General features: G+C 68.1%; 12 protein-coding genes. 3 read left to right on the forward strand and 9 right to left on the reverse strand.

Annotated features, from left to right (window positions below; translation table 11 throughout):
- Positions 1-72: 72 nt before the first annotated feature.
- The 3 genes from cydB to AC6I0Y_RS10905 form a co-directional block, all read right to left on the reverse strand.
- Positions 73-1,125, reverse strand: coding sequence for a cytochrome d ubiquinol oxidase subunit II (cydB, locus tag AC6I0Y_RS10895; RefSeq protein ID WP_370520337.1), 1,053 nt, complete (start codon positions 1,123-1,125; stop codon positions 73-75).
- A 2-nt stretch (positions 1,126-1,127) separates the two neighbouring features.
- Complete coding sequence (locus AC6I0Y_RS10900) at positions 1,128-2,636, reverse strand: cytochrome ubiquinol oxidase subunit I (protein WP_160710510.1); 1,509 nt, start codon at positions 2,634-2,636, stop codon at positions 1,128-1,130.
- 1,940 nt (positions 2,637-4,576) lie between these two features.
- Positions 4,577-5,038, reverse strand: a complete 462-nt coding sequence (locus tag AC6I0Y_RS10905) for a GIY-YIG nuclease family protein (protein WP_497731875.1) — start codon at positions 5,036-5,038, stop codon at positions 4,577-4,579.
- Here AC6I0Y_RS10905 and AC6I0Y_RS10910 point away from each other — a divergent pair.
- Positions 5,019-6,071, forward strand: a complete 1,053-nt coding sequence (locus AC6I0Y_RS10910; RefSeq protein WP_497731878.1) for an SOS response-associated peptidase family protein — start codon at positions 5,019-5,021, stop codon at positions 6,069-6,071. The genes AC6I0Y_RS10905 and AC6I0Y_RS10910 overlap by 20 nt on opposite strands.
- Before the next feature lie 962 nt (positions 6,072-7,033).
- Here AC6I0Y_RS10910 and hypD read toward each other — a convergent pair.
- The 5 genes from hypD to AC6I0Y_RS10935 form a co-directional block, all read right to left on the reverse strand.
- A complete protein-coding gene (gene hypD / locus AC6I0Y_RS10915) occupies positions 7,034-8,125 on the reverse strand; it encodes a hydrogenase formation protein HypD (RefSeq protein ID WP_497731880.1) in 1,092 nt (363 codons plus the stop codon).
- A gap of 2 nt (positions 8,126-8,127) precedes the next feature.
- Entirely contained in the window at positions 8,128-8,448 is a 321-nt protein-coding gene (locus tag AC6I0Y_RS10920) for a HypC/HybG/HupF family hydrogenase formation chaperone (RefSeq protein ID WP_497731881.1), read from the reverse strand.
- A gap of 93 nt (positions 8,449-8,541) precedes the next feature.
- Positions 8,542-11,304, reverse strand: coding sequence for a carbamoyltransferase HypF (locus AC6I0Y_RS10925; RefSeq protein ID WP_497731884.1), 2,763 nt, complete (start codon positions 11,302-11,304; stop codon positions 8,542-8,544).
- Positions 11,305-11,372: 68 nt separating this feature from the next.
- Positions 11,373-13,106 carry a phosphoglucose isomerase-related protein gene (locus AC6I0Y_RS10930; RefSeq protein WP_160709959.1) on the reverse strand — a complete coding sequence of 578 codons (1,734 nt, stop codon included), beginning with the start codon at positions 13,104-13,106 and terminating at the stop codon, positions 11,373-11,375.
- 177 nt (positions 13,107-13,283) lie between these two features.
- A complete protein-coding gene (locus tag AC6I0Y_RS10935) occupies positions 13,284-14,957 on the reverse strand; it encodes a Na+/H+ antiporter NhaC family protein (protein ID WP_160709958.1) in 1,674 nt (557 codons plus the stop codon).
- Between the two features lie 643 nt (positions 14,958-15,600).
- Between AC6I0Y_RS10935 and AC6I0Y_RS10940 the strand changes: the two genes are divergently transcribed.
- Together AC6I0Y_RS10940 and AC6I0Y_RS10945 are read left to right on the forward strand one after the other, a co-directional pair.
- Positions 15,601-15,774, forward strand: coding sequence for a hypothetical protein (locus AC6I0Y_RS10940; protein ID WP_497731887.1), 174 nt, complete (start codon positions 15,601-15,603; stop codon positions 15,772-15,774).
- Between the two features lie 113 nt (positions 15,775-15,887).
- The gene (locus tag AC6I0Y_RS10945; RefSeq protein WP_497731889.1) at positions 15,888-17,465 is read left to right on the forward strand and encodes a sodium:solute symporter family protein; all 1,578 of its coding nucleotides are present in this window, start codon (positions 15,888-15,890) and stop codon (positions 17,463-17,465) included.
- Between the two features lie 688 nt (positions 17,466-18,153).
- Here AC6I0Y_RS10945 and AC6I0Y_RS10950 read toward each other — a convergent pair.
- Positions 18,154-21,105, reverse strand: coding sequence for a hybrid sensor histidine kinase/response regulator (locus AC6I0Y_RS10950; RefSeq protein WP_497731891.1), 2,952 nt, complete (start codon positions 21,103-21,105; stop codon positions 18,154-18,156).
- Positions 21,106-21,130 lie beyond the last annotated feature (25 nt).

Below are 21,130 nucleotides of genomic sequence, written 5' to 3' on the forward strand. Positions count from 1 at the left end.
GCCGGCCGCGGAGCACCCGCAGCCGGCCCGCCAGCCTCGCGACCCGAAGGCCGCCTTCTTGCGCAGAGCCGCCTAGTGAGCCAGGTCCTCCGGCGTCACGCGACCGCGGAACGTGCGGTAGATCACCACGTGGTAGACCAGCACGAGCGGCAGGCCCACGCACACGATGACGGTCATCCAGAACAGGGAGAGCTCGGACGACGCGGCGTTCAAGATGGTGATGGTGGGCCCGATGCTGTCGGGCGAGGCCACCACCAGGCAGGGGAACATCGAGCACGCGAGCAGCCCCACCAGCGAGAACGCGCCGGCGCTCTGGCCGAGGAAGGCCACCAGGTCGCTCTTGGGGCAGTCCTTCCGGCTGCCGACGCGACCCGCCACCATCGAGCCGATCACCGTCACCAGGAACAGCGCGGCGAACAGCCAGCGCAGGATGCCCAGCTCAGGCGCCATGTCAGGCGCGTAGAAGAAGTGACCGAGCACCGATACCACCGCGAAGAGCAGCACGGCCACAACCTGGAGCGGCACGCGCAGGGCCTGGGCGCGACGATGGAGGTCGCTTCCCAGCGGGGCCTTGAGCGCCGTCCACGTGGCGCCGGCCGAGAGGAACATGGCCAGGCCCAGCAGGCCCGTGAGCAGCGTGAACGGGGTGATGAGCCCCAGCAGCGGCACGCCCATGTAGTCGCCGTTGGCGTCCATCGGGATGCCCGCGTAGATGTTGCCCACCGCCACGCCGAACAGCAGCGCCGGCAGCAGCGACCCCACGAAGAAACACGCGTCCCACACCTTCGCCCAGCCAGGGTCGCCGGCGCGGAACTCGAAGGACACGGCACGCACGATCAGGCCGAAGAGCACGAGCATCACAGCCAGGTAGAACCCGGAGAACGTGGTGGCATACGCGTCGGGGAACGCCGCGAACAGCGCGCCGCCCGCCGTGAGGAGCCACACCTCGTTGCCGTCCCACACCGGCCCGATGGACCGGCGCATGAGAGCCTTCTCCTCCTCGTTCTTCGCCAGGAACGGAGCGAGCACGCCCACGCCCAGGTCGAAGCCGTCAAGGATGAAGTAGCCGGCTATCAGCACGAAGATCAAGAAGAACCACAGGACGCCCAGGATGGTCATGGTCATGGCTACTCACCGTCCTTCCCAGAGGCAGCAGAGCGCGGGGCGGCCGACTCCTCCGCCACGGCCTCTTCGAGCGCCTCCACCACCGCGTCGCCCGCGGCGCCGGCTTCGCCAGCCTCGCCAGCCCCGGCGGCGGCCAGCTGCTCGGCCGGGCCCTCCTTGATGAAGCGGCCGATCACGCGGGCCCAGCCCACGAACAGCAGCAGGTACACGAGCGCGAACAGCGCGAGCGTCGTCAGCAGCTCAGGCGCGCTCACCGACATCGAGATGGCGTTGTCAGTGAGCAGCTCGACGCCCTCGGGGCCCGAAACCGACGGGTAGACCACCCACGGCTGGCGGCCGACCTCAGCCGTGATCCAGCCGGTGTTGATGGCGATAAGCGGGAACAGCGGCGAGATGAGCAGCAGCTTCTGCAGCCAGCGCATCTTCTTCACGCGCCCGCCCTTGAAGGTGAACACGATGGCCAAGATGGCCGTCAGCATGATGAGGCCGTACATGGCCACCATGATATGGTAGCTCTGGAACACGAAGTTCACCGGCAGGTCGGCCGGGTCCATGGCGCCGTACTTCTCCGTCTCAGCCAGGTCGTTGAGACCCGGGTACTCGGTGTCCCACGTGCCCGTGGCCAGGAAGCTCGTGCCGCCGGGGATGGAGAACGGGGCAATGACCTCGCCCGATTCCTCATCGACCCATCCGAAGGCGTACAGCGGCGGTGCCTCCGTGTCGTACTGGCCCTCCATCATCGCCAGCTTGGTGGGCTGCTCTTCCCACACCACCACGGCCGACGCATGGGCGAACACGATCATGAGGCAGCTGGTGACGATGCCCACCACCGCGCCGATGCGCATGATCTTCATGGCGAAGTCGGCATGGCGGCCCTTGAGCAGGTACCACGCCGCCACGGCCATGGCCACGAAGGCGCCCATGATGAGCAGCGCGTCCACCGTGTGGGTGTAGCGCGCGAAGATGGAGGGATTGAAGGCGGCGGCGAAGAAGTCCGTGATGATGGCCTCGTCGCCCGCAGCGTTGAGCGCGGCGCCGGCCGGCGTCTGCATCCATGAGTTGGCGATGAGGATCCACAGCGCGCTCAGGCACGAGCCGAACCACACGAGCCAGGCGGACACCATATAGGCCCGCGGGCTCACGCGCTTGCGGCCGAACAGCAACACGCCCAGGAACACCGACTCCAGGAAGAACGCGAACAAGGCCTCAGCCGCCAGCGGCGCGCCGAAGATGTCGCCCACGAAGCGGGAGTAGTTGGCCCAGTTGGTGCCGAACGAGAACTCCATGGTGATGCCCGTGGCCACGCCGATGGCGAACGTGGCGGTGAAGATCTTGACCCAGAAATGGGTGGCCGCCGCGTCGCGCTCATCGCGGCTGCGGTAGTAGCGCGTCTCGCAGATGGCCAGGATGAGGCCCAGGCCAATCGAAAGCGGGACGAACAGGAAATGGTACGCCACCGTCAGCGCGAACTGGATGCGCGACAGCAAGGCGACGTCGGTGAGGATTTCCATCTCACGCCTCCTCTTGCTTACGTACTTGACCTGGGAAAAACGATGACGCCTGCCACGCTTGCCATCGCGAGCCGCATTCGCCTTTCCCAGATCAAGCCCCAACGAAACAGAAAGATGATACCCAACTTGTGGCATATCGGTGAAGATCGCCGACCGGGTTCTGTTCGCCGTTGCCAAATCGATACCCGTCCCAGCGCGCAACCGCGCACGGCCCCCGCCGCCCCCGAGCACGCACGGGCGATTGGCGTTTTCTGGCCAAAAATACTGCGGTTTACGCTGATCTGCGTCTTGTCGACGGGGCAGGGAGCGCGTTTCCCCAGGTCGCGATTGCCTGGAAGCCGCTATTCGCCCGCCAGGGGGCGTAAAGCGTAGTGTTTTTGGCCACTTTTGCGGAAGCCTGCAGTGAATGCGGGGGCGGGCGAGGCGAGAGGAATGGGGGGGGGCGGGAACACGCGGCGGGGCCGCAGGCGGGACGGGGGGGGCGAATGGGGGGGCGGGAACACGCGGCGAGGCGGGGGGGGCGGGGGGCGGCTGAGCGGAAAAGCTCCGGCCTGGGGGCTGGCGGCCGGCCGGGGAACGGGGGCGTGTTTCACGTGAAACATACGCATGCGCGCCAGCGCGAGGGGCCTCCCGACTGGCGGGGGGCCATCCGCGCAGCAGGGCGGCCCGGCCGCGGGCGAGGCGGCGGGGCGGCCGATGTTTCACGTGAAACACGCTGGCCGGTCCCGGCATGCGGGATCCGCCCGCCGAGGAGCGCCGGAAAGCGCTTCGCGCGGCGGGGTCGTCGCAGAGGGTGGACTGCTGGTCGGCCGGGGAGCGAGAAGGGCGTGGCGGTGGTGGCAGCTGGGCGGAGGAGCTCCGGCCTGGAGGGGCTGGCGGTCAGCCTCGGCGCAGGGTCGGCCCGCGGCCGCTCGCGGGGCGAGCGAAGCCTCGGCCGGACGGAAGGCGGCGGGGGGGGGCGGAGGGGGCGAGGTGCCTCACGTGGAGCACCCGCCGCGCCGGAGCCGGGGCGAGCACGCCCTCCTGGCAGGTAGCGCCTCGGCTGCAAGGGGTCGGGGGCGGCGAGGAGAGCGAGGAACCGGCGACGGCCATCCGCGCAGCAGGGCGGCCCGGCCGCGGGTGAGACGGCGGGGCGGCCGATGTTTCACGTGAAACACGCTGGCCGGCCTCGGCATGCGGGGCCCGCCTGCCGAGGAGCGCCGGAGGGTGCTTTGCGCGGCGGAGAGGGTCTGGCGGCGAATGGCGCGGGCCCCGCCGGTCGCGTCATCGACTGCGGCGTACGCTCTCGGTGTTCGAGACGTCACCTGCAAGTTGGCCGCCTTGCGATCTCCCGACGGGTGGCCTCCCGTCCACGAGCAGCATTGGCGAGGACGGACTACCAAGGTAAGGATGAGCGGGAGGATTGCGCAGACGATAGTCGCTCGGCATCCACTGCCCCTCCCCGAAAACGAACGGTTCACCCGGCATCCATCGCCTCTGGCAACACCCCTCAGGAGAGAGGGGGCCTCGTCGACAGAGGGCGGGGCTTCCGAAGCGCGGGGAAAAGGGGCGCAAACAGAGCTGCCTGGGCAAGGGCTGAGGTCGCGGGGTCGGCTGGCGAGCGAATGGGAGCGCGCGGCGGGGTCGCGGGGCCGGCGGGTGGGACGGGGCGAGCCACAGGGGGGGGCGACGAGGCCGGCGAGGCGCCGGGGCAGAGATCGCGAGCGGGGGCTGCGCAGGCGGCGGTCGCTCGGCATCCACCACCTCGGGACAACACCTCTCAGGAGAAGGGAGCCGCACGGCGCCCCGCGCCGACGGAGGACAAGGCTGCCGGCACAGCGCGAGCGGAAAGAGCGAGCAAGCTGCCGCAACGGCGAGGCTGACGGGAAGACGGCCTTCCGCCTCGTGACGCACCAGCCCCACGCGGCCGGCGTTTGCGAGCGCCGGAGGACGGAGATCAGCTAGGCAAGGATGGGCGCCAGGGCTTCCTCAAGGGAAGTGCGCGATGCCGCGGCGAGAAGGGCGTCCTTCTCATCGCGAGAAAGTTGCTTGAAGCGATACTCGGCGCTCATGGCGTCGTGCTTGGTGGCGAACCCTGCGTAGGCGAGCAGCTTCACGGGCCGCCGAGCACGCGTGTACTTCGCACCCCGACCGGCGTTATGGGTCTCGAGACGCCGGCGCACGTCCACCGCATACCCTGTGTAGAGCGAGCCGTCCACACATTCGAGGACGTACATGAAGTGCGCGGGGCCCTCTTCCCCACCCGTTGGGCTCGCGTGCTGCGGCACGCCCGGAGGCGTGGCGGAGATGGAGTTGCAGTCGTCGTTTTCAGTGCGCGTGGTCATGGGAAGAATTATAGTGGTCGGCAGGCGCACCGCGAGCGCCCGCGACGGAAGGACGACCATGTGCCATCGATTCACCATGCTTACGCCTGACGAGGTCGACCGCGTGCTCGCGCACCTGCGCGCGGTCGCCCGACTGCTAGGCGAGGGCGCGCTCGGCGGCCCAAGCGTCGCAGACGACACGCTGCCAACCCTGCACCGCCCTCGCGACATCGCGGACATCGACGCCTTCCCCGGCTCGGAGTGCTGGGTTATCGTCGCCGACGCCGAAGGCAAACGCACGGACGAAGAAGTTAGCCACGTGCGCATGTTTCACGTGAAACATTCCTGCGCGCTCATGAGCAACGGCGCAGAGCACGCTCCCGCGAAGCCAGGTAGCCTGGAGGCAGCGGGCGGCAACGCGGAGGCGGGCGCTTCCGTCAGAGAAGGAACCCGGGAAACTCACGGCGGAGGCGGGGCGGAAATCTGCGTTGCGACGAAGGCGGCGGGCGCAGGAGACGACCTCGATGCGCTTGGCCCGCTCTCCGCGTGGGCCAGCGGACTGACCCGATCGGCGCTCACCTGGGGCATCGACGTCTCCTGGAAGAAGGGACTTGTGTTCAACACGCGTATCGAGTCGGCGCTCGCCGGCCGCGCAATGTGGCGCGACGCGCTCGATCACGGACGCTGCCTCGTGCCCGTGCGCGCGTTCTTCGAGACGCGCAGCGTCGAGCCGCCGACCGCCGAGCTGCTCATCGATGCGTCCGGCGCCTCCGCGAGCGAGGGATCTTCCTCCGCAGCAGCCGCGTCAGATAAGGCCGCGCGGAGAAGACGGCCACAGTTCCGATTTGCCGGGCCGGGCGACGGGGCGCTGCTGCTGGCAGGACTGCGGATGGGCGACCGTTTCACCATCGTCACCACCGAACCCAACGATGTCGTGGCACCCGTTCACCATCGCATGCCACTCGTGCTGAATCCCGTCGAGGCGCTCACCTGGCTTAACGGCACGCCAGGCGAGCTAGCCAAGCTGGCTGACCGGGCGCGCGTCGCCCTCGAGCGCGCCGAGGCGCCGGAACCCAGCCGCGCCAGCGGCCCGGGTGGCGGCCCCCATCCCGACCAGCTCTCGCTGTTCTAGCGCGCCGAGCAGCCGACGGTCGCCCCGGTCGCCCCGGCGCCACCACTCGGCCCAATCGTCCCCACGGTCGCCCCGCCAGTCCGGTAGCCCCGGTCGCCGTCCGGCAAGCCGGCCCATTCCGCTGCGAGCACCACGAGATTCCGAGTTTCTGGCCAAAAACACTGCGGTTTACGCATCTTCTTGGAGAACAAGCAGCCTTCAGGCAGTGGCGACCTGGGGAAACGCACTCGCCAGAGCCTTATCGAGACGCAGATCAGCGTAAACCGCAGTGTTTTTGGCCAGAAATCTTCTTTTCGAGCAGAAAAAGGAGTGGCTCCCGTCACGAACCGAGGAAGCCCCCCCCCCGAGAAGCCCAGCACGTATTCGCGGCAAAACGAACTTCGGCATCTGATTAGGAGGCATTCGCACGACAAGCCCGTGCGCCCAGGAGGGTCTCACGCGTTCGGAGCGCCCGCCGCGCCCCAGCGCCACCAAGGCTCCCGCCTTCCCGGGCGTCCTCGCGCCGCCACCCCCCAAGCCTCTCGCCATCCAACGCGCACCAGCGTCAGGGCGCGCCACCTCGGGCGCCCCTCCACAGTACCCCCGCCTCGGGGGGGGCAGCGCCCCCGCTGTCCGGGGCACCCGCCTCCCAGCGCCTACGCCGTCCGGCGCCGCCGCCATCCGGGCCACGCCTCCGCCCGAGCGAGCCGGCCACCTGGCGCCGCGACCCAGCGCCTTCTCAGCCTGGGACGCGCCGCTTCCCAACGCCTCCGCGACCCAGCGCCCCCGCAGCCCGGGACGCGCCGCCTCCCAACGCCGCCGCAGTCCGGGGCACGCCGCCACCTGGGCGTCCTGCCGTCCGGGGCGCATCGCTTCCCAACGCCTCCGCTACCCGGGGCATACCGCCGCTCCGGCGCCGCCGCCATCCGGGGCACGCCGCTCCCCAACGCCCCCGCTACCTGGGGCACGCCGCTTCCCGGCGCCTAGTAATACCGGAAGTACGCCGCGCAGCTTCCCTCGCTGCTCACCATGCAGGGGCCGACCGGGTTCTCCGGCGTGCAGACGGTGCGGAACAGCGGGCAGTCGCTCGGCGCCATGATGCCGCGCAGGACGTCGCCGCAGCGGCAGCCGCGGTGCTCCACGGTGGGCTCCACCTCCGGCGAAAAGCGGCGCAGCGCGTCGAACTCGGCGAACTCCTCACGGATGCGGTAGCCGCTGCCGAGGATGTCGCCCAGACCGCGCCAGGTGGCGGTGCAGGTCTCGAACACCTCGTCGATGGCGGCCATGGCCACGGGGTTGCCCTCGGGCATGACGCCGCGCGCGTAGGCGATCTCGATGTCGGCACGCCCCTCGTGGAGCTGGCGCATGAGCATGGCGATGCCCTGCAGCACGTCCACCGGCTCGAACCCGGTGATGACGCCGGGAATGCCGTACTTCTCGGCCAGGAAGCGGTAGGGCTCCACGCCGATGATGGTGCTCACGTGGCCCGGCAGGATAAGCGCATCCACCTTGAGCTGCGGATCGTTGATGATGGCCTCCAGCGCGCCGGGCATGTTCTTATGCGCGCCGTAGACGGTGAAGTTGCGCAGGCCCGCGGCCTTGGCGCGCTTGATGGCCATGGCTACGAGTGGCGTGGTGGTCTCGAAGCCCACGCCCACGAACACCACCTGGCGGTCGGGGTTGTCCTGCGCCAGGCGCAGCGCGTCAAGCGGCGAGTACACGATCTCCACCGCGCGCCCCGCGGCCTGCTCGGCCAGCAGGCTGGAGGTCGATCCCGGCACGCGCGTCATATCGCCGAAGGTGGCAATGGTCACCTCGGGCACGCGCGCGAGCGCTATCACCTTGTCGATGTCGTGGTTCGAGGTGACGCACACCGGACAGCCGGGGCCGGACGCCAGGCGCACGCCCTCGGGCATGAGCCCGCGGATGCCGTTGCGCGCGATGGCCACCGTATGGGTGCCGCACACCTCCATGAGGGTGGCGCCCCCAGGCGCCCAGGCGCGAATGGACTCCACCAGGCCGCGCGCCAGCGCGGGATCCTTGAACGCCTTCAGCTCGTCTGCGAGGTCGGCCATGGCTAGTCCTCAGCCAAGGCGGCCCGCACCGAGGCGGTCGCCGTCGCGCCAGGCGCGGCCGCAGCGGTCGGAACGGCTACGTCGGCAGCGGACAGGTCGTCAGCCACCAGCTCGGGGAACTGGCGGATGAGGTCGATGGTCTCTTGGGCGAACTGCTCGTCCACCACCTCGATGGCGAAGCCCGCGTGCACGAGCACGTAGCTTCCCACCTGGGCAGACGGAGTCAGGTCAACGGAAATCTCGCGGGTGACCCCCAGGATGTCGACGGTCGCGAGACCGCCCTCCCCCATCTCGGTCACCTTCGCCGGAATAGCCAGGCACATAGGCTCGCACGCTTTCTCTCGACGGCGGGTACGGCGGATGCGGCGCGTCCGCCCCGGAGCCCCGCGCGCACAAGAGCGCCCGAGACGCGAGGGCTACGACGCCGCGACGTCCCCGCCCGTGGTTTTGGCCCATGCTACCACAGCCTGGCCAAGCGAGATGCATCCGTCGTTGGGCGGCAGGTCGCGGTTGACCGCGGTGGTAAAGCCGGCGGCCTCAAGCTGCGCGAGCACGCGCTCGACGAGGTAGCGGTTCATGAACACGCCGCCCGAAAGCGCCACCACGTCGATGCCGTAGAGGGCGCGCACCAGCTCGGCCGCCATAACCACGGCGCTCGCCATGGCGTCGTGGAAGCGCCGCGCGATGACGGACACGGGCACGCCGGTGGCGAAGTCGTCGAGCAGCGCGGTGAAGGTGGGCGCCGCGTCGAAGAGCACGACCGACGTGTCCTCGGCAGTGCTGGCCTCGGTGGCCACGTTCTTGGTCACCGTGACGGCATAGCGCTCGGCAGCGGCCAGGTCGTCGGCTGTCTCGTCGCGCGCCGCCTGGGCAGCCGGCTCGTCCACGCGGGCGCTGACCGCCGCGCGCGCGGCAACGTCGGCCGGGGCCGCGGACAGCCGGTCGGCGAAGGCCGAGGGCACGCGGCCCTCGATGGCGGCCTCAAGCAGGATGGCGCCCTCGCCTTCGTAGGCCGGCGCGAGGCACAGGCCCAGCAGCGCGCTCGCGGCGTCGAAGAGCCGACCGACCGACGAGGTCATGGGCGTGTTGAGGCCGCGCTCGATCATCTGGTCGCACAGGCCGGCCGTATCGGCGCCCAAGGCCTCCAGGGCCGGAGCCGCGCCGGGATGGTCAAGCAAATCGAAGGCCCACAGCGCGCCATAGGCCATGCGCAGCGGGTGCTTGATGGCCGCCGCGCCGCCGGGCATGGGCACGTAGGCGAAGTTGCCGAAGCGCTCGAAGGCCGCCGGGTTGGCCAGCAGCACCTCGCCGCCCCAGATGGCGCCGTCAGGGCCATAGCCCGTGCCGTCGAAGGCGATGCCGCACACCGCATCAGACAGTCCGTGCTCAGCCATCACCGACACCACATGGGCATGGTGATGCTGCACCCGAATAACGGGAATGTCCTGATCAGCGGCCCATTTCGAGGTGAGGTACTCCGGATGCAGGTCGCAGGCGACAAGCCCCGGCTCCACCTCGAAGAGCCCCTCGAAGCGGCGCTTGGCGGCCAGCCACGCGTCATAGACGTCGGCGTTCTCCATATCGCCGATATGCTGGGAGACGAAGGCCTCGGCTCCGCGCAGCAACGCGAAGGTGTTCTTCTGCTCGGGCCCGGTGGCGAAGATGTCGGGGGACGCCGCAGGCGCAAGGGCCTCGCCGGCCTCCGGCGCACCGGCGCGAGCCTCCTCGGCCGCCTTCACCAGGGGCACCTCGATGGGCAGCGGCGCGAAGCCGCGAGCTCGGCGGATCACCTGCACCGCGTCGCCGGCGCTCCCCGCGCTGATGACCCTCACCACCGAGTCGTCGAAGCGCGTGAGGATGGGGCGGTCGTTGCCCAAAAAGCCGTCGGCCACCGCGGCCAGGCGCTCGTAGGCGTCCTCGTCGTCGATGACGATGGGCTCGTCATGCAAGTTGCCCGAGGTCATCACCAGCAGCGGCGGATTGGCCGCCAAGGCCGCCGCGGAGGCGTCCGCGTCCGAACCTCCCTCCCCGCCCGCGGCCGCCCGCCACGCCTCGGCGAAGTCGTGCATCAGCAGGTGCTGCACCGGCGTGTAGGGAAGCATCACGCCCAGCTCGGTCAGCTTGTCGGCCAGCCCGGGGGCAAACACGGCGTCCGGGCGCTTGCGCAGCAGCACGATGGGGCGCGCCGGCGCGGCCAGCACGGCCTCCTCGGCCGCGTCCACCTCGCACACCGCCCGCGCGGCGTCCGCATCAGCCGCCATCACCGCGAAGGCCTTGCCCTCGCGGCGCTTGCGGGCGCGCAGCAGCGCCACCGCGGCGGGGTTGTTGGCGTCGCACACCAGGTGGAACCCGCCGAGCCCCTTCACGGCCAGTACCTTCCCCGCCAGGAGCATCTCCACCGCGCGGGCCAGGATGGCGTCGGATTCCTCGCGCGTGGCGCCCCAGCGGATGGCCAGCCCCGCCGCCGTGCGCGCCGGACGCCCCAGGCCCGCGCCCGCGGCATCGTCGCCCGCCGCGCCCTCCGCACCCGCGCCCGGGGCCGCGCCCGCGGCATCGGCGCCTTCCACGCCCGCGGCCGCCGCATCTTCCGCGGCCCCCACGGCTTCCACCCACGAAACCGCCGGCCCGCACGCGAAGCAGGCGTTGGGCTGGGCGTGGAAGCGGCGGTCGAGCGGGTCGGCGTACTCGGCAGCGCAGCGCTCGCACAGAGGGAAGCCGCGCATCGACGTCTTGGCGCGATCGTAGGGCAGCCGGTCGATGATGGTAAAGCGCGGCCCGCAGTTGGTGCAGTTGATGAACGGATAGCGGTAGCGGCGGTCGTTGGGATTGAGCAGCTCCGCCACGCAGTCGTCGCAGGTAGCCAGCTCCGGCGAGACAAGCGTCGTCTTCTCCACCGCGCCCTCGTCTGAGAAGCGGATCTCAAAGGAGTCAAAGCCCTCCAGCGGCACCTCGCGCAGGTCTATCTCGGTCACCTGCGCGGCGGCCGGCGCGTTGTCCGACAGCTCCATCACGAACTCGTCGAGCAGCTTCGACTCGCCTTCCGCATGGATGGTCACGCCGTCGGCAGCGTTCAAAACCCATCCATTGATCAGGTATTTCTTTGCCATGCGATAAACGAAGGGGCGGAACCCCACCCCTTGCACGATACCGCGTACCTGAATGTCCAGCGCCTCGACCATGAGGGCACCCTCCCATCAGAGAAAAGCGCGGCCGCCCGTCGAGGCCGGCCGCGCGTCAGCGTCTTCGCCTACTCGCCCGCCTCGAGGGCGCGATCTACCAAGAGGTCGGCGATCACCCCGTTCACCACCTCGGCCAGGCAGCGCAGGGTCACGCCGGAGTTGTCGGGCAGGTGCAGGTGCACGCAGCGTCGACCGCGATCGGCCAGGGTGATGAGGTCGCCGGACGCCTGCGCCTTGGCAAGCGCGCCCAGGCTCTCGGCCTCGCGGGCCAGCGGCACGTCCTTCAGCTCGTCGGCCGACAGGATGAGGAACACGCCGCAGTTGGGGCCGCCCTTCTGGAGCTGGCCGGTGGAGTGCAGGTAGCGCGGCCCCACCTCCAAGCACGACACCACGCCGAAGGACTCGGCCACGTCATGGCGGATGGCCTCAAGCGCCTCGCGCCGGCCCTCGCCCGTGAACGGCAGAAACGCGTTGAGCGCGAAGAAATCCCCTGGCTTGATGCTGCCCAGGAGCGCCCGCAGCGCGCCGCGTACGTCCGTGCAGTCCGCAAACAGCGGCGCCAGGCGCACCTCCGCCTCGCCCATGTGCACATCGTCGATGAAATCCTGCGTGAAGTCGGGCGCCGGCTGGCCGTCGCGCAGGATGTCGAGCACCACGGCCTTGGCCGAGGCCACGTCGGGCTGGTCGAAGGGACACACCTTCATCAGGTAGCCGCACATGGCGATGGCGTACTCCCACATGATGAAGTGCTCGGCCAGCTCCTCCACCGAGTCGATGCGGTAGTGCTGGCGCGGGATGGACGGGTCGATGTAGGCGAGCGACATCTCGAAGTTCTTGGACTCGTCCCACAGGTCGGCCTTGGTCTGGTACATGATGACGCTGCGGTCGCCCGGATCGGCGGTGAGCAGCAGCGTGTCTATCTCGATGTTCGGCAGGATGCCTTGGCCGTCCTTGCCGAGCGACTCGGCCACCAGCTGCTCGATCCACAGGCCCAGCACGCGCCCGCGCTTAGGCGTGAGGAACGAGAACTTGTTGCGGCCCTTCAGGTAGTTGTCATAGAGGAACGCGGCCAGGTTGATGGCCGGGTTGTCGATGGCATCCTCGCTGCAGAGGCGCTCGGCCTCGATGGCGTGGTCCATGAACGAGCGCAGGTCGATGCCGGCCAGCGCCGCCGGCAGCAGGCCGAACACGGAAAGCGCCGAGAAGCGGCCGCCCACGGTGGGCTCGCCGGAGAACACGGCCGCCCAGCCCTCCTCGGCAGCCTGGCGCTCAAGCTCCGAGCCGGGATCGGTGACGGCCACCAGGTGCCGGGCCAGCTCGTCGGCGGGCATCACCTGGGCGAAGGCGTCGCGCAGGGCTGAGAGCACCAGGCGCGGCTCGATGGTGCCGCCGCTCTTCGACGAGATGATAATGAGCGTCGTGCGCGGATCGGCCGTGGCCAGCACCTCGCGCAGGCGCACCGGCGAGTCGGAGTCCAGCGTGCGGAACGTCACGCGGTTGTGATCCTGCTTGTTGTACTTGGTGATGGTCATGGGCGCCTGGGTGGAGCCGCCCTGGCCGATGAGCACCACGGTGTTGATGCCACCGGCCACCGCCTCGTCGGCGAACTCCTGGATGCGCTCAAGCGAGCAGGCGGGATGGCTGGCCAGGTCCGTCCATCCCATGAAGCTCTCGGCGCAGGCGCGCGCCTCGTCGGAGAAGTCGTACAGGGTGGCGTCCTTGCCGTGGATGCGGCTGGCCACGCAGTCCTTCACGAGGGTCTTCGCGGAGGGATAGAGCTTCTCCATGTCTCCGGTGATCATAGGGTTCCTTCTCTCAGGTTATGTTTCGAGTAGTTTACCAAAGCCTGGTCAAAGGCACTAATTCACCGTCTTTGCCGTATGGCGGTTATGTGAACGAAAGCGGCCCGCGCCATCACGCGCGGGCCGCCTGGCGCGCGACCGCCCGAGGCGCCGCGCGCATTCCAGATAGACGGGGGGCTACTCGGCCAGCACCTCCGGCTCGTTCTTCTTGCTGCCGCCCAGCTTGCGCAGCACGAGCACCGCCGCCACGATCAGCACCACGCCGAGACCCAGGGAGATCCAAGGGCTCTTGGTGAAGCCGGCGATGACGTAGCCGATGAGGCACACGACCATGACGAGCGTGGCATAGGGAATCTGCGTGGCCACGTGGCGCAGGTGGTTGCACTTGGCGCCGGCCGACGACAGGATGGTGGTATCCGAGATGGGCGAGATGTGGTCGCCATAGACGGCGCCGGCCAAGGTGGCGCCCACGGCCACCAGGAACAGCGGGTCGCTCGGCTCGAACACGCCGATGACGATGGGCAGGATAAGCGCCACCGTGCCCCAGGAGGTGCCCATGGCAAAGCCGATGAACGCCGACACCACGAAGATGACGGCCGGCAGGAAGTCGAGCCCGACGCCCAGCTCGTTCAGGAAGCCGGACACGAACTCGCCGGTACCCAGCAGGTAGCGGCACACGCCGCCGAGCGACCAGGCCAGCACGAGGATCATGATGGCGCCCACCATGGAGCGTACGCCCTCGGACATGGCGTCCATGAAACCCCCGAGCGTGGTCAGCTTGCGCGGCAGGAACTGCGCAGCCGCCCACACAAGCGACACGCACACGCCGATGCACAGGCCCATGACCGGGTTCTCGCCCACCGCCGTGGCAAAGTCGACGCCCTCGAAGAAGCCGCCCACGTAAAGCATGCCCGCGATGGAGAACACGATGAGCACGAGAATGGGCAGCACCAGGTCGAGCACGCGCCCCTTCTCCGAGATGTTGAGGCCCTTGTACTCCTCGATGGTGCCGGAGACGGCCTCCTCGATGTCGGCGCGCTCGGTCACCTTCGGCGCGAGCTCCGGGAGGTTCCCCGCGCCCTTCAGCAGGCCAGCCTCAGCGCGGTCGGCCTCGGCCTCCAGGCGCTCCTCCTCCACGGAGTCCTCGGCCGGAACGCGGTTGTGCTGCGACGCAGCCTCGGCAGCGCGCATGGGGCCGAAGTCCACATTGGTGGCCAGCATGAAGAACACGAAGAAGATGGTGAGCAACGCGTAGAAGTTGTACGGGATGGAGGCGACGAAGGTGTTGAAGCCGTCCTCGCCCATATAGCCGCCCACAGCCACGGCCCACGACGACACCGGCGCGATGATGCACACAGGCGCGGCAGTGGAGTCGATGATCCACGCCAGCTTCTCGTGGCTGATGCGGAACCGATCGGTGACCGGGCGCATCACAGCGCCCACCGTCAGGCAGTTGAAGTAGTCGTCCACGAAGATGATGATGCCGAGCGCCGCCGTGAGGATCTGCGCCATACGCGCGTTCTTAATGTGCTGGGACACCCACTCGGCATAGGCGCGGGAGCCGCCGGACACAGCGATGACCACCGTAAGCGCTCCCAATAACGCGAGGAAGAGAAGCAGCGCCCCATTCCCCGCTATCTGCTCCGCCATCATCTGCGGAACCATCGAGAACGACGCGATGAGCTGCTCGCCCCCGGCTCCGTTCAGCGTGAACTGGTAGATGATCATACCCACGAACACGCCCACGGTCAGCGATGAGTACACCTCTTTGGTGAGAAGCGCCAGGCCAAGGGCCAGAAGCGGGGGCACGATCGACCAGATACCGGAACTGATCAGTTCAAACCCTTCCATTGTTTCCCCTCCGTCGGATGGATACGACGCGGCCAGCGGCCGCAGGGTCGCGATGCGCGGGCCGCAGGCATGACAAACCTGCCTCCCGCCCGCGAACCGCAGACGCTCACCAGTATAGCAGGGGGAAGCCGCGGCTCCTGCGCAAGCCGGCAGGGGGCGGGGGCAGAAAGGGACGCGGGCCGCAAGGCCGGCGGCCGACAGAAGGGCGCGCAGCCCGCCGCCTCGCTCGGCACCAGCGCCGCATGCGCGCGGCCCGGCGCCTACGGCGCCTCCCCTGCGACTTGGCGGCGGCAGGCAGGAGCGCGACGGAGCGAACCTGCCCCGCACCCCACCCCTCCGCCTGACGGCCGGCCAGGTCCCTCGCGGCCGCTCCGCCCTCTCACCATGTCGCGCAGAACCCGAGGGCCAAAGTGGCCAAAAATGACGACCTGACGACACTCTGGGGGCGCAAAGGCCGCTTCGATGCGCGAGCGGCAACACGCGACCTGGGGTTTTGCGCTGGCCTCGCCGCGCGATTGCCCGGACGAGGGCCTTTTTCGTCGTCAGGTCGTCTTTTTTGGCCACTTTACGGGCGAAGACCGTCCGACACCCCCTTCGTAAATTATTACTTGCGGCATCGCTTTATTGTGATAAAGTAGCGTCCATGGCTGACCTGCGAGGACATAGCGGTTTTCTGGGCGCGGAGGAGTGCGCCCTGATGAGCGAGCACTTTGCCCAGAAGTGTTGCGGCGAGCGCGCCCGCGCCGTCATGAGCGAGCACCTGGCTCAACAGTCCCCGCACGCCGCTTCCCCGCAATTTACCTACCGATACCAATAGCACACGGGTTTTCGCCCGTGGCTATTTTTTTGTAGCCCCGGGCGAGAGGTCGTGTGCGCCTTCGGTTCGGCCCCGTTGCGGGGCGTTGCACGCACGTTCGGATAGGAATCACCATGATCGAGAAAATCATCCTCGTACTGCTGTTCATCGCCGTGGCGGTGGGCGTGGGCATCTACTGCCGCAAGTCCACCAACACCGTTGACGGCTTCATCTTGGGCGGCCGCAAGGTAGGCCCGTGGATGAGCGCCTTCGCCTATGGCACCAGCTACTTCAGCGCGGTGGTGTTCGTGGGCTACGCCGGCCAGTTCGGCTTCAAGTACGGCCTGGCGGCCACATGGGCGGGCATCGGCAACGCCATCCTCGGCAGCCTGCTCGCCTGGTGGGTGCTTGGCCCGCGCACGCGCGAGATCACCCACCGCCTGGGAGCGGCCACCATGCCCGAGTTCTTCGGCAAGCGCTACGACTCCAAGGCCCTGCGCATCGCGGCGGCGGCCATCATCTTCGTGTTTCTCATCCCGTACACCGCGAGCGTCTACAACGGGCTCTCGCGCCTGTTCGGAATGGCCTTTGCGCTGCCCTATGACGTCTGCGTCATCGGCATGGCCGTAGTGACCTGCGTCTACGTGGTGCTGGGCGGCTACATGGCCACGGTGATGAACGACTTCATCCAGGGCATCGTCATGCTGCTCGGCATCACGGCGGTGATCGTGGCGGTTATCCTCAACAACGGCGGCTTCTCGGAGGCGGTCATCTCGCTGTCGCAGATTCCGGCCGAGGGCACGGCCATGGAGGGCGCCTTCATCAGCTTCTTCGGACCCGACTTGTTCAACCTGCTCGGCGTGGTCATCCTCACGTCGCTCGGCACCTGGGGCCTGCCCCAGATGGTGCAGAAGTTCTACGCCATCAAGAGCGGCCCGGCGGTGAAGCAGGGCGCCATCATCTCCACGGTGTTCGCCTTCGTGGTGGCCGGCGGGTCGTACTTCCTCGGCGGCTTCGGGCGCCTGTACTCCGGTCAGATCGAATACGCCGCCAACGGCACGCCCGTGTATGATTCCATCATCCCCACCATGCTGTCCACGCTGCCGGATGTGCTCATCGGCCTGGTCATCGTGCTGGTGCTCTCGGCGTCCATGTCCACGCTGTCGTCGCTGGTGCTCACCTCGTCCTCCACGCTGACCATCGACCTCATCCAGGGCAACGTGGTCAAGGAGATGAGTGAGAAGCAGAAGATCGGCTACATGCGCGTGCTGCTGGTGGTGTTCGTGGTCATCTCGGCGGGCATCGCGCTGCTGCAGTACCACTCCTCCATCGTGTTCATCGCCCAGCTCATGGGCTACTCGTGGGGCGCGCTGGCCGGCGCGTTCCTGGGGCCGTTCCTGTGGGGCCTGTACTCCGGCCGCATCTCCAAGGCCGCGGTGTGGTGCTCGTTCGCCATCGGCGTGGGGCTGACCGCCGTCAACATGGTCATGGGATTCGCGGGCACGCCGCTCATCGCGAGCCCCATCAACTGCGGCGCGCTCTGCATGCTGCTGTCGCTGGCAGTGGTGCCGCTGGTGAGCCTGGTCACCAAGGCGGTGCCGTTCGAGATCAACCCGCCCTCGGCCGAGGGCGCCATCGACCGCGAGTTCGAGCGCGAGCTCGAGCAGGAGGAGCTGGCCAGCGCCGCCACCGGAGCAGCCGCCGACGTGTAGGAGCGTTCCAAAACGGCGTCGCGCGGCACTTGTCGCGAAATGAGGGGGGGCGTCCTGCGGGGCGCCCCCCCTCGTACGAGGACGCCTCTCCTTGCGTGCGCGCTCGCCCCCGACTGTGTCCCTCGCACATGAGGATGGGCCGTCCCCCACCCCATCCCGCCCCGCAAGACCCGATTCGGCACCAAGGTGGCGGGCGCCGTGCAGTTTTCCGTCCGCAAAGTGGCCAAAAATGACGACCTGACGACATCCTGCGGTCGCAAAGGCCGCTTCGATGCGCAAGTGGCGACACACGACCTGGGGTTTTGCGCCGTGCGCCTTGGCCGGTCGTCTCTAAAGGGGCTCTTTTCGTCGTCAGGTCGTCATTTTTGGCCACCTTGTCTCCGAGTTTCGCAACACGCAAGAAAGCGGCGTCGAGGCAGACGACAAGCACATAAGGCAGCCGGCACGGGAGAAGGCGTAGCGGCTGCGCTCGCCACTACCGCCGCAGCAAGAGCCCCAACCCAATCGACAGCCACCCGGCACCGGTCGGAGCCCGCCCGTCGCCTGGCCCGACGCCTGTCGGCACCGGCACCGGCCCCGGCGCCCTCGTCCGGCCCTCGACGCCCGGCGCCCGCCCCATCGCCCGCAAAAAAAGCGCCCCCGAACGGGGGCGCTAGAGGAAGGGGTCGCCCGGCGAGGGCGCGTACCCCTAGAACATCCACTCCTGGAGGGTCTTCACCAGGGCGTTGATCTCCATGGGCTTGGACATATGGGCGTTCATGCCGGCGGCATGGGCGCGGCGGATGTCCTCGGCAAAGGCGTCGGCCGTGAGCGCGATGATGGGGATCTTCGCCAGGTCGGGACGGCCGTCCTCGGCCGCGGCACGGATGGCCTCGGTGGCCTCGTAGCCGTTCATGATGGGCATCTGGATGTCCATGAGCACCAGATCGTAGTAGCCAGCCGGATGCTCGGTGGCCATCTTCACCGCCTGGCGACCGTTCTCGGCGCGCTCCACCATGACGCCGGTCATGGCGAGGATGTCCTCGGCGATGGCTGCGGCCAGGCTGTTGTCCTCAGTCAGCAGGATGCGCCGGCCCTCGCAGTTGCAGGACTTGAGCAGGGCCATCTCGTCGACGACCTCCCCATCGCCATCGGACAGCAGATCCTGCATCACGTGGACGAGGCGCGAGCGGAACAGCGGCTTGGATATGAAGGCGTCCACGCCGGTGCGGCGCGCCTCCTGCTCGATGGCCGACCAGTCGTAGGCCGACAGGATGATGATGGGCAGGTCGTCAGAGGCCACCTCGCGGATGCGCTTGGCCGTCTCCACGCCGCTCATGCCGGGCATCTTCCAGTCGAGGATGACGGCCGCATAGGCGCGTCCTTCCGCGACGGCCTCGGCCACGCGGTCGACCGCGTCCTGCCCGCTCGTCACGAACTCGGGTGCCATCCCGATCTGCTCGAGCACGTTGCAGGCGCTCTGGCAGGCGCTCTCGTCGTTGTCGGCCACCAGCACGTTCAGGCCGGCCAGATGCGTGAGGTCCTGGCTCTCGGCCGAGCGCAGCTTCAGGTAGATAGTCACCACGAAGGTAGTGCCCTCGCCCAAGGTGCTCTCCACCTCGATGGTGCCGTTCATCAGGCTGACGATGCTCTTCACGATGGACATGCCCAGGCCAGTGCCCTCGGTGTTGGTCACGCGGTTGTCGCGGGCGCGGCTGAACGGCTCGAAGATGCGCTTCACGAACTCCTCGTCCATGCCGCAGCCGGTGTCGGTGAACGTGAACTCGTAGCAGCCGCAGCCCTGGATGCGCGAGGGCTTCTCGGCGATGTGCAGGCCGATGGTGCCGCCTTCGGGCGTGAACTTGATGGAATTGCCCATGATGTTGACGAACACCTGCTGCAGGCGCATCGAGTCGCCCACCACGTGCTCGTGGGTGATGTCGGCGATGTCGACCTTGAGGTGCTGCTGCTTGTCCTCGATCTGGGGGTTCACGATGGTCAGCAGGTTCTCGACGGCCTCGGGCAGATCGAAGTCCTCCTCGTTGAGGGCGATCTTGCCGCTCTCGATCTTGGCCATGTCGAGCACCTCGTTGATGAGGCCCAGCAGATGGCGGCTGGCCACGGTGATCTTGCCGAGGCAGTCCTTCACCCGATCCATGTCCTCGATGTGCATGGCGGCGATGGCCGTCAGGCCCATGATGGAGTTCATGGGGGTGCGGATGTCGTGCGACATGCTGTTGAGGAAGTCGCTCTTGGCCTTGGACGCCTGGTCAGCGGCGCGGTAGGCTTCCTCCAGGGCCTCGCGGCTGGCCTGCTCGCGGCTCTTCACGTCGGTGATGTCCTGCACGGTGTACAGCACGCCCGTGGGCACGCCGTCCTCATCGCGGCGCAGGCACAAGGTGGACGCCTGGATCCACACCACGCCGCCGTCCTGGTTGATGCGGTACTCGTGCTGGAGGAACGGCACGTCCGCGGTCAGATCCTCGCGAATGAAGTCCGGGCCGATGGCCTTGGCAAGCGTCTCGGCGTCCTCGCCATCGAGCACGCGTGCGCTCCAGTAGTCCCGGAACTTCTCGAGCGGGCCGCTAGGGGGCAGGTCGCCGCCGATGTCGTCGCCCTTCAGGTACTCGTAGGTATGGTTCGTCAGGTCGATGATGACGAAGCGCTTGAACAGGTTGACGGAGGTGTCGATGATGCGCGTGGCCTCCTTGTTCTCCAGCAGGAGCTGCTGCTTCTGCTGGCGCGCCTGGATGAGCAGGATGGTGATGAACACCACGAAGGCCACCACGATGCCGATGATGAGGTTCACGCCGGCGGTGTTGGCCCGGTTCACCATGGCGCTGGTGATGGACTCGGGGAAGGCGCGCAGCAGCATGAGGTCGGCCACGTCAAGCGGCGCGGCGTAGGCGGCGCCCAGGCCCGAGGACGACTCGTAGGTGAAGCCGACGGGCCGCCCGTCGGCGAAGGCGTCCTTCATGTCCTGGTAGCTCACGTCGTTGTGCTCGCCGATGTAGAGGTCGAAGGCGGTGTCCACCTTCACCGCGAAGTTGCTCGAGCGCGCAAGGATGTTGCCTTCGCTATCGCAGAGGTAGCTGGACGTCTGCTCGCCGAAGAAGTAGGTGGTGAGCAGGTCGGATACGGTGGCCTCGGTGTAAACGCCTGACATGACGCCGATGATCTTGCCGTGGTAGCGCAGCGGCGCGTAGAACACGAGCGCGTTGCCCTCGCCGATGTTGGCGCCGTACACCGCGCACACGCCGGATTCGCCCTGCATGCCGCGCTGGTAGTACTCGCGATCCACCATGTCGGTTCCCTGGCCCTGGATGTTGGACACGCTGCCCTGCTCGTTGGTGAACAGCAGGTAGTCGAACGAGGTGTCGTTGGACAGCTGCACCAAGTCTTCCTGCGTCACCGTGGAGGACTTCAGCGTCAGCTCGAAGATGCGCGAAACCGTGTCGATGTTGTCCTGCGCGTTGTCGAACAGCTCGTTGAGGCGGCGCGCCGTCTGCTCGGTGGAGCCCTCGACGTAGCGCCCGTTCTGCTCGACGATGCGGTCGAGGTTGGCGTTCATGAAGGCGATGAAGGCGGCGATGATCAAAGCCAGCACGACAAGGGCGGCAATGATGCGGTTGCGGGTGATGCTGGTTGCGGTGGTCGTCATGACGTCGACCTTTCTCGCGGACGTG

This window comes from Adlercreutzia sp. St.1H8 (genome assembly GCF_059728655.1).